The sequence below is a fragment of the Halogeometricum sp. CBA1124 genome (assembly GCF_009741955.1).
Classification (GTDB): domain Archaea; phylum Halobacteriota; class Halobacteria; order Halobacteriales; family Haloferacaceae; genus Halogeometricum; species Halogeometricum rufum.
Window position 1 is genome coordinate 1 of the sequence record NZ_WPCD01000167.1, and the last position, 8,363, is coordinate 8,363.

Annotated in this window: 12 protein-coding genes and 3 pseudogenes; 6 read left to right on the top strand and 9 right to left on the bottom strand. The window is 68.0% G+C overall.

Translation table 11 applies throughout. From position 1 onward, the window contains the following. From GJ632_RS16490 to GJ632_RS16500, 3 genes are all read right to left on the bottom strand, one after another. The coding region (locus GJ632_RS16490; protein WP_343161224.1) for an AEC family transporter at positions 1 to 525 on the bottom strand (525 nt) is incomplete at its 3' end. Between the two features lie 73 nt (positions 526 to 598). Beyond that, positions 599 to 1,081, bottom strand: a complete 483-nt coding sequence (locus GJ632_RS16495) for a DUF6653 family protein (RefSeq protein WP_191453523.1) — start codon at positions 1,079 to 1,081, stop codon at positions 599 to 601. Between the two features lie 54 nt (positions 1,082 to 1,135). After that, positions 1,136 to 1,849 carry a phosphoribosyltransferase gene (locus GJ632_RS16500; protein ID WP_191453524.1) on the bottom strand — a complete coding sequence of 238 codons (714 nt, stop codon included), beginning with the start codon at positions 1,847 to 1,849 and terminating at the stop codon, positions 1,136 to 1,138. A 169-nt stretch (positions 1,850 to 2,018) separates the two neighbouring features. Between GJ632_RS16500 and GJ632_RS22315 the strand changes: the two genes are divergently transcribed. The 3 genes and pseudogenes from GJ632_RS22315 (at position 2,019) to GJ632_RS16510 (ending at position 3,587) form a co-directional block, all read left to right on the top strand. Continuing rightward, entirely contained in the window at positions 2,019 to 2,174 is a 156-nt protein-coding gene (locus GJ632_RS22315) for a hypothetical protein (RefSeq protein ID WP_177232528.1), read from the top strand. Positions 2,175 to 2,304: 130 nt separating this feature from the next. Continuing rightward, a pseudogene (locus GJ632_RS16505) lies at positions 2,305 to 3,203 on the top strand (PhzF family phenazine biosynthesis protein). A 63-nt stretch (positions 3,204 to 3,266) separates the two neighbouring features. Then, positions 3,267 to 3,587: a hypothetical protein gene (locus GJ632_RS16510; RefSeq protein ID WP_197428041.1), complete on the top strand. Its 321-nt coding sequence runs from the start codon at positions 3,267 to 3,269 to the stop codon at positions 3,585 to 3,587. A 1-nt stretch (position 3,588) separates the two neighbouring features. Here GJ632_RS16510 and GJ632_RS16515 read toward each other — a convergent pair whose 3' ends face one another. From GJ632_RS16515 to GJ632_RS16535, 5 genes and pseudogenes are all read right to left on the bottom strand, one after another. Next, positions 3,589 to 4,344, bottom strand: a complete 756-nt coding sequence (locus GJ632_RS16515; protein ID WP_089805033.1) for a proteasome assembly chaperone family protein — start codon at positions 4,342 to 4,344, stop codon at positions 3,589 to 3,591. A 4-nt stretch (positions 4,345 to 4,348) separates the two neighbouring features. After that, positions 4,349 to 4,531: an RNA-protein complex protein Nop10 gene (locus tag GJ632_RS16520; RefSeq protein ID WP_089805035.1), complete on the bottom strand. Its 183-nt coding sequence runs from the start codon at positions 4,529 to 4,531 to the stop codon at positions 4,349 to 4,351. A gap of 4 nt (positions 4,532 to 4,535) precedes the next feature. Next, on the bottom strand, positions 4,536 to 5,333 hold the full coding sequence (locus GJ632_RS16525) for a translation initiation factor IF-2 subunit alpha (protein ID WP_089805037.1): 798 nt from the start codon (positions 5,331 to 5,333) through the stop codon (positions 4,536 to 4,538). Positions 5,334 to 5,357: 24 nt separating this feature from the next. Then, complete coding sequence (locus tag GJ632_RS16530; RefSeq protein ID WP_089805039.1) at positions 5,358 to 5,543, bottom strand: 30S ribosomal protein S27e; 186 nt, start codon at positions 5,541 to 5,543, stop codon at positions 5,358 to 5,360. A gap of 3 nt (positions 5,544 to 5,546) precedes the next feature. Beyond that, positions 5,547 to 5,827 (bottom strand): annotated as a pseudogene (locus GJ632_RS16535) (50S ribosomal protein L44e). A gap of 219 nt (positions 5,828 to 6,046) precedes the next feature. On the opposite strand from GJ632_RS16535, the gene GJ632_RS22320 reads away from it, so the two are divergent. The 3 genes from GJ632_RS22320 to GJ632_RS16545 all read left to right on the top strand — a co-directional run bounded on the left by GJ632_RS22320 (position 6,047) and on the right by GJ632_RS16545 (position 7,825). After that, positions 6,047 to 6,388, top strand: a complete 342-nt coding sequence (locus GJ632_RS22320; protein WP_197428042.1) for a hypothetical protein — start codon at positions 6,047 to 6,049, stop codon at positions 6,386 to 6,388. Continuing rightward, positions 6,385 to 7,476, top strand: a complete 1,092-nt coding sequence (locus GJ632_RS16540) for a sorbosone dehydrogenase family protein (RefSeq protein WP_197428043.1) — start codon at positions 6,385 to 6,387, stop codon at positions 7,474 to 7,476. The genes GJ632_RS22320 and GJ632_RS16540 overlap by 4 nt, the downstream gene beginning before the upstream one ends. An 85-nt stretch (positions 7,477 to 7,561) precedes the next feature. Continuing rightward, on the top strand, positions 7,562 to 7,825 hold the full coding sequence (locus GJ632_RS16545; protein ID WP_089805044.1) for an HAH_0734 family protein: 264 nt from the start codon (positions 7,562 to 7,564) through the stop codon (positions 7,823 to 7,825). A gap of 32 nt (positions 7,826 to 7,857) precedes the next feature. Here the strand turns inward: GJ632_RS16545 and GJ632_RS16550 are convergent. Continuing rightward, positions 7,858 to 8,363, bottom strand: a pseudogene (locus GJ632_RS16550) (hypothetical protein); the annotation flags it as partial.

Below are 8,363 nucleotides of genomic sequence, written 5' to 3' on the forward strand. Positions count from 1 at the left end.
GAGGAGAGCGGCGACGACGGCGTAGACGAGCGGAATCCGGAAGACGCGCTTCGCGCCGGCCAGTCCGCCGCTCCCGCCGCCGCGGGAGGCGATGAAGACGCCGAGCGTGTAGATGAGGACGCCCTGCACGGAGAGGAAGACGACGGCCGTCGCCCGCCCCGCGTCGCCGAACGCGAAGTTCGAGACGGGGATGCCGTAGTTGCCCGAGTTCGAGAACGCCGAGACGAGGACGAGGGCGCTCAGCAGGGGGTCCGTCTCCCCGAGGAGGCGGCCGACGCCCTCGGCGACGACTATCATCACGAGGTGGTAGGCGGTCACCGCCGCGACGATGCCGACCAAGGTTGACCCCGCCAGCGTCGTCGTCGCGAGACTGTGGAGGACGAGTGCGGGCGCGAGGACGTAGACGACGACGGTGTTCAGCGGGTCGGTGTCGACGTCCTTGGTGCGACCGAGGGCGAACCCGACCGCCCCGACGGCGAGTATCGGGAGGATAGCCGTGCCGAAGATAGAGAGTAGCGAAGCCACGTTCGGGTCTGTCCCGGCACGCTCTCAAACGCTTCGGAGACGGCGCGGCTTACCCGTAGTCGACGAGGTTCCGTCACTCCCCGTCGTCGCCGGTTCCCGACGCGGCGGCGTCGGTACCGGGGTCGTCGGCCTCGCTCGCGTCCTCGTACAGTCGCACCATCCGGTCGAAGAACGCCAGCATGACGACCACCGAGACCACCGCCCCGAGCGCCGTCCGGACCGGTCGTCGCGCCGCCGCCGCCCCGAGCGTGTACAGGTACACCGGAGCGGCGAGTACCGCGAACGCCGTCTCCGGCCGCGACGAACGGAGGCCCCGGTCGAGCCAGACCCGTTCGCCGCGCACGACGCGCGTGGCCCACGCTCGGTCGTCGGCGGGCGGGGAGAACAGCAACGGGTTCACGGCCACGAACAGGAGCGTTCCGACGAGCAGTCGGCGGTCTCGGCGGTAGACGCTCAGGACCAGCATCGGATACGCCCCGACCAGCGTCCAGACGCTCCCGGGGTTCTCGTGTCGGGACCAGAAGAAGCGGTCGACGGGGCTCGAACGCTGGGTCACGGTCTCTCGTCCCCGCTTCGTGGGGACGGGTAGTAAGTGCGCGCCTTCGTCACGTCACGCGCCGACGCCGTCGTTCTCGACGAGTCGCCACTCGCCGTCGGCCGTCGCCTCGGCGTAGCCGCGGCGTTCCATCTCGGCCATCACCTCGCTCATCCGGTTCGGCTGGGCTATCTCCATCTCGATGCGGTCGACGTCGTGGTACTCCGCGAGGAAGTGCCGGACCGACTCCACGTCGAACGTCTCCCGGTCGGCCTTCTCCATGACGCCGGTTGTGAGGTCGATCATGTCCTCGATGAAGTTCCACGGGTAGACGACCCACGCCCACTCTTCGAGGCGTTCGCCGACGAAGTCGGGTTCGAACTCGCTGCTCTGGAGCAGTTGGAGCGTCGCCGTCCGGACTTCGCCCGCGTCGCGTTCGGTCACGTACTCGTAGGCGCGTTCGATGGACCCGCCGGTGTCGGCGATGTCGTCGATGATGAGCACGTCTTTGCCCTCGACGCTGCCCTCCGGCATCGGGTAGCGCACCTCGGGTTCGCCGGACTTCTGGGCCGTTCCGACGTAGTGTTCCATCTTCAGGCTCGTCAGGTCGTCCAGTCCGAGGAAGTCGCAGATGCACCGGCCCGCGAACCACCCGCCGCGCGCGAGTGCGACGACCACGTCCGGTTCGAATTCGGCGGCCTTCACCTGGTCGCTCACGTCGCGGCACCGGCCGTAGATATACTCCCAGTTCGTGATCGTGCAGTTAAACTCGTCGGGGAGGTCGCCCATGGGCTTCGTTCACCACTACACGAACGGGGCGTTGCCCCCTTTAACGTGTCCGTCTCGCCTCGCGCTCGTCAACTCGACGGACGTTTCACGACCCCTACCTATCCGCTACCGAGCACATACTTTTATACGACCATGTCGTATGCCAACATACAACAGGATGTGACGACCCATGTACACCTGCAACAACTGCGGCGAGTTCGTGACCCGTGACTTCGTGCGCGTCTTCGGCGACACCGAGGACGAAGTGTTCGGCTGCCCCTCGTGCATGAACATGCGCGAGGTGATGGAGGGCGAGGCGTCCCGCCCCGGCGTCGCCACGGAGTGACGCCGCCGTCCGTCGCCGTTCGAGACGCCGATGTCCGGGTCCCGAAGCCGTCGCCGGTAGGAGGGCGACGGGCGGAGGGGACTCGCTCGAACCGCCGGGATTCTTACCCGCGAGGGCCGTCGAGGGCTCTATGCAGACTCGTCGTACGCTCCTCGTCGACGCGTTCTCGGCCGAACCGCTCGCCGGCAACGCCGCCGGCGTCGTCCCCGACGGTGACCTCGCGACCGAACAGATGCGGGCCGTCGCCCGAGAACTCGCCGTCAGCGAGACGGCGTTCGTCCAGTCGTCGAGCAGTGCGGACCGCCGACTTCGCTTCTTCACGCCGACGCGCGAGATAGACCTCTGCGGGCACGCTACCATCGCCGCGCACGCGCACCTCCACCGCGACGGCGTCGTCGACGCCGGCACGCACACCGTCGAGACGAACGTGGGCGTCCTCGACGTCGACGTCGAAGCCGACGGCACCGTCTGGATGACGCAGGACGCGCCGAGCGTCGACCGCGTGGAACTGGACTACGACAGACTCGGCGACGCCCTCGGCGTCGACCCCGCCGCGTTCCGCGACGTGGGCGCGTCCATCCCGCCGGCCGTCGCCTCGACGGGCCTCCCTTTCCTCGTCGTCCCCGTGAACTTCCTCGAACATCTCGGCGGCGCGGACCCGGACCTGCCCGCGTCGAGGCTCTCACCGACGAGTACGACGTCGCCGGGGTGTACGTCTTCACCTTCGACGCCCTCGAGGCGGACTCGACGCTCCACGCGCGGATGTTCGCCCCCGGTATCGGCATCCCCGAAGACCCCGTCACCGGCACCGCCAGCGGTGCCTGCGGCGCGTACCTCCGCCACGTCGACGCGTTCGACGGCGACGTCCCCGACGAGATGGTCTTCGAACAGGGTCACTTCGTCGACCGACCCGGTCAGGTCCGAGTCCGCGTCGATACCGACGTCCGAGTCGGCGGCCGGGCAGTCACCGCACTCGACGGGTCGCTCTCGATTCCCCCGGTCCAAGACGACGACATTCTCGAAGTCTGACGATACCAGATACGTACCATAAATATCAGGATATAATACATTCGGGATTGTGTTGATCACGTAGTGACACGAGACGCCATCGTGAACGAGCGGTTCGTCGCGTTCGCAGACGCGGTACGGCGTCGCATCCTCACGTACCTCTCTCCGGCGTCGAACGGGCCCGACGAGATAGATTTCGACGCGCTGGTGTCGAGGCTCGTCGCCGACGACGAGTCGGGGCTGAACTCGCCCTCGGTGGCGAGGCTGAACCTCGTCCACGTGCACCTGCCGAAACTGGAACAGGCCGACCTCGTCGAACGTGACGGCGATACGATACGACTCACCGTCGCGCCCGACGTGGTGTCCGACGGACTCGACCTCGCGAATCGGTTCGAGACGGCGTAGCTCAGCCGATGTACCGCAGGTCGTCGTCGCTCATCCCCTGCTGTTGGTTCTGCATCTCCTGAATCTTGCCGACGACCTCCTTCATCTCCTCGGCGCGTTCCTCAAGCGACTCGAAGCCGACTTCGAAGCCGATGGCCTCCTGCAGCACTTCGAGCACCACCTGAGCGCTCTGGGGGTCCACGAGGTAGCCGCTGGTCTCGCCCATCAGACAGGCGACCGAGAGGCCGCGACGCTCGCCGAGTCCGAGGAGGAGGCCGCTGACGCCGACGATGCCGCCCGCGGGTTCGTCCTCGCGGAACTCCACGCCGGCGTCTTCGAGCGACGCCGCGTCGTCGGCGTCGGTCACCGCACCGAGGACGGTCGGTTCGTCCACGAGTTCGCCCGTCGGAACGCCGCCGAGGGCGTACCCCTCCTCGACGCCGAACTCCTCGGCGACGTCGAGGAACGTGTCCGTGAGGTGGTAGTGGCCGGCGTTCGACTGCGCCTGGTGGTCGCCCGTGAGGACGAGCAAGTCCCGGTCGCCCGCGTCGACGGCGTAGAACTCCGCGCGAGCCAACTCCGCGACGCTGTCCTCGTCCAGCGTCACCTGCGGTGGGAACTCGTCGGCGTAGACGTACCGGACGGGTTCGCTGTCGAGTTCTTCGAGAAGGTGTTCGACGGCGAGTTTGCCGACGTGACCGACGCCCGGCAGTCCCTCCACGAGGACCGGGTCACGGAGGTCCGGTTCCGCGAGCGTCTCCACTTCGATATCTTCCATGCCCCTATTCCCGAACGCGGCGTTTAAGAGCGCGTCGGTACTCCCCGTACGGGTCCTCGGGGTTGAACGGAGCCGGCGCGCTGTTGACGGCGTCCGCGCCGCAGTCGGGACAGGTGTCAGAAAGCGTGTAGACGGGCCGCTCGTGCGCGTCGCGCCACGCGCTACAGACCCGGATGTCCGACTTCACGGTCCTACTCGTCGTCTTCGTGCCGTTCGCGGTGGAAGTCGCCGGTGCCGCCCTCGGCCTCGATGACCGACTTCGCGCGTCCGGCGGCGTCTTCCAGCGCCGTCTCGGCCGTCTTGTAGTCGGGCGCGCGCACCTTGATGCGGTACTCGGGCGCGCCGACGTAGGTGACCTCGAGCTGAATCTCCTCGGGCACGTCGTCGCCCTCGGCGGCCTTCAGCGCCTCCTTGATGTGGTCGACGCCGTCGCCCGTCGGACACCGGATGTCGACGTAGCCGGTGACGTTGACGTACGGCACCGAGACGTTCTGTCGGGCCGTCTCGACTATCGTCTCGACCTCGTCGTCGTCGAGGTCGACGTCGTCGAGGGCGGCCGCGCCGTGGATGGCCGCCTGCTCGAAGCCGTCGTAGAGCGTCTCGTACTCGGCGAGCACGGCGTTCGCGATGGCGCTGTACTCCTCGTCGGAGACGTCCTCGCCGAACGCGAGACTCATCCACTTGTCGGCCTTCTGCTCGTTCTTCCACTCCTGGATCTTCTCCTTGCGCTGGTGCTCGTTGACGTCCTTGATGGAGAGGTCTATCTGCTGGGACCCCGTGTCGACGTCGAGCACCTTCGCGACGACCGTCTGTCCCTCGCGGACGTGGTCGCGGACGTTCTTGATCCAGCCGCTGGCGACCTCGCTGATGTGGCAGAGACCGCGCTTGTCTTCGTACTCTTCGAGGTCGACGAAGACCCCGAAGTCGGTTATCTCGTCGACCTTTCCGACGACGAGTTCACCGCTGTCGGGCCAACCGCTGTACTTCATTTGTAAATACCTCCAGAGGGGAGCTTACGCCTCGGCAGAGCGTCGTTCGACCGTCTCGACGACTTCGCCGTGAATCTCGGCGTCACCGCCGGTCGGCGTCGCCAGCGTCGTCCCGCAGACGGCGCAGTTGACGACGGACGAGGCCTTGCCGAAGACGACCTGTTCGTTGTCGCAGTCGGTGCACTGAACGAGGTAGAAGTTACCCGCCATGAGTTACTCCTGGAACTCCAGTCGGCCGGCGCGCCAGCCCTCGCGCATGTGGGCCTTGCCGCAGTCCGAGCAGATGTACTTCAGGTGGGTCTTCTTCGTCGGCTTGTCGCCACCGGGCACCTTCGAGAACTTCCCGGCGTTCCCGATGACCGCCTTTCCGCGGCGGGTCTGACGGGCGTTCCACTTCATCCCCGTCGGCGTCCGGTTCGGACTTTCTCGACCTCGTGTTCGTGGTGCCCGTTGCAGTTCGGGCAGTACGTGTTGAATCGGCGTGGCATCTGCATAGATATCGACCTTGTGCGTGTTTCGACACGGCCCGTTAAAACCCGTTTGGTTCGCGGACGCCGTACGAACCGCCGTGGTGAGGTTTCACGTACCCGCTCGCCGCTCCGCGCCCGCGTCGTTCATGGGGGGCGACCGACCGGTTGCGGCCGACCGAACTCGACGACCGAGGTGAGCGACGCCCCGCCGTATCGGTTCCATACTCGTCGGTCGCGCCGGTAATGGACCGCATACTTACCATCCGAACCGCCGTCGCCCGACCCGAGGCCTATGTCACGATGAGACGGCGGGCGCTGCTCGGCGGCATCGCAGGGACGGTGCTGGCCGGCGGTCTGGCGAATCGGCGAACGAACTGGGGGAGCAACCGGCCGGCGACGAGTGCGCTCGAAACCGGGCCGTCGGTTCGCCTCGAACCGGTCGCGACCGGGTTCGACCAGCCGCTGGCGTTCGAGTCGGTTCCCGGGCGACCGGAGCGGTACGTCGCCGACAAGACCGGTCGCGTCCACCTCCTCGACGGCGACGGCGTCCGATCCGACCCGTTCCTCGCGTCCGCGACCGGATGATGGAACCCGTCTCGTGGGAGCAGGGGCTCCTCGGGTTCGCGCTGCACCCGGAGTTCACGGACACGCGCCGGTACTACGTCCGCTACAGCGCACCGCGACGGCCGGGCACGCCGTCCGGCTATAGCCACACGTTCGTCCTCGCGGAGTTCACCGCGACGGCCGACCTCCGAGACACGGTTCCGGGGTCCGAGCGGACGATTCTGGAGATTCCACAGCCGGGGCGGAACCACAACGCGGGGGCCGTCGAGTTCGGTCCGGACGGCCACCTCTACGTCGCCGTCGGCGACGGCAACCACGGCACCGGCGACGGGGGTCGGGGGCACGCGAACGACTGGTATCTGCTGAACAGCGGCGGGAACGGACAGAACCTGACGGACAACCTCCTCGGGAGCGTCCTCCGCATCGACGTGGACGCGGACGCGGACCCGTACGCCGTCCCCCCGGACAACCCGCTGGTCGGTCGGAGCGGACTCGACGAGCAGTACGCGTGGGGGTTTCGCAACCCCTACCGGATGTCGTTCGACGGCGACGACCTGTACGTCGGCGACGTCGGCGTCGACCGGTTCGAGGAGATAAACCGCGTGCGGCGGGGCGGTAACTACGGCTGGAACGTGCGGGAGGGCTCCCGGTGTTTCAGCAATCGGCTCGCGATGGCCGCCCTCGCGAAACTGACGGGCGGCGAGCGCTCGTACCCGGCGTGTCCGACGACGACGCCGGCGGGCGACCCCCTCGTCGACCCCGTCGTCTGCTACCCCCACCGGCGCGAGGGGACCGAACTCGGCGCGGCCGTCGTGGCGGGCTACAGGTACCGGGGAGAAGCGGTCCCCGCGCTGGAGGGCGGGTACGTGTTCGGCGACCTGCTCGGCTCGCTGTTCGTCGCGACGCCGAGCGACCGTTCCGGCGACCTGTGGGATGGCGACGCTCGACCCCGCGACGCCCGGGGCGGACCCGTTCGCGGAGTCGGTCCTGTCGTTCGGCCGCGACGCCGACGGCGAACTGTACGTCCTGACGACGGCGTTCGCGCCGGGGTCGGGGCGGGTGTACCGGTTCGGCTCCGCCGCCGACTGACCGCTCTCGCCGCCGACTGACCGCTCTCGCCGTCGACCGACCGCGCCGCCCCCGCGCCGAACCGTCTCCGAAGCCGTTAAGCCGCGACTGGCCGAAGCGTCGGGCATGAAGAAGGTCATCATCCGCGGCGACCCCGGCATCCGGCGGGGTGCGACCATCGAACTCGACGGCGAGGAGGTAATCTGCTTCTCCATCGACCGGCAGGGTGACTACCACGGTCCGGACACCCCCCAACTGTGGTGTACGGTCGGCACCGAAGACGAACGCGAAGCGTTCGAGAAGCGCCAGTTCGTCCCGCACTTCCTCGACGTGGAGACCATCGACGCCGACGCCATCACCGTCGTCTCCGACCGCGGCGCCTCGGCCTGACGACGGGCCGGCCCGCCCGCCGCGAGACGCGACTATCCTTCGACCGACCCGTTCGCCGCCGGCAGTCGCTCCTGCGTCACCTCGTAGACGGTCACCGACCCCGACCGGTGGGCGACGCTGACGCCCTGCATCTCGAACGAGACGTCGCCGTAGCGGGCGCGTTCGCCCGGGCCGACCCAGACGTACCGCACGTCGTACTCGCGGAGCAGTCGCGCCCGCGTCGCCTCGTCGCCGGTGTACATCGCGTCCACGTCGGCGACGCGCCCGTAGTAGGCGTCGGGGCCGCGGTAGCCGACTTCGTGCGCCCATCCGGCGACGGTGGGCAGACCGGTCAGACTCGACGCCGGGTTCGCGTTCCAGTTGTACATCACGTCCTCGCGCCCGTCCGTCCCCGACGCGTAGAAACTCGTCCCGGGCGCTTCGAGGAGGACGGGCGTCCCCTCGCGTTCGTCCAGCCAATCTATCGCCTCGGCGTACTCGGGGTGTGACGTCTCCACGAACTGCGTCGCGTCGAGCGTCGTCCCGCCGGGCGGCCCCC

Coding starts and splice junctions, on each gene's coding strand:
- GJ632_RS22320 (WP_197428042.1), top strand. CDS start 6,047: ATGGACCGCATACTTACCATCCGAACCGCCGTCGCCCGACCCGAGGCC.
- GJ632_RS16530 (WP_089805039.1), bottom strand. CDS start 5,543: ATGGCGGGTAACTTCTACCTCGTTCAGTGCACCGACTGCGACAACGAA.
- GJ632_RS16515 (WP_089805033.1), bottom strand. CDS start 4,344: ATGGAAGATATCGAAGTGGAGACGCTCGCGGAACCGGACCTCCGTGAC.
- GJ632_RS16500 (WP_191453524.1), bottom strand. CDS start 1,849: ATGGGCGACCTCCCCGACGAGTTTAACTGCACGATCACGAACTGGGAG.
- GJ632_RS16525 (WP_089805037.1), bottom strand. CDS start 5,333: ATGAAGTACAGCGGTTGGCCCGACAGCGGTGAACTCGTCGTCGGAAAG.
- GJ632_RS16545 (WP_089805044.1), top strand. CDS start 7,562: ATGAAGAAGGTCATCATCCGCGGCGACCCCGGCATCCGGCGGGGTGCG.
- GJ632_RS22315 (WP_177232528.1), top strand. CDS start 2,019: ATGTACACCTGCAACAACTGCGGCGAGTTCGTGACCCGTGACTTCGTG.
- GJ632_RS16540 (WP_197428043.1), top strand. CDS start 6,385: ATGATGGAACCCGTCTCGTGGGAGCAGGGGCTCCTCGGGTTCGCGCTG.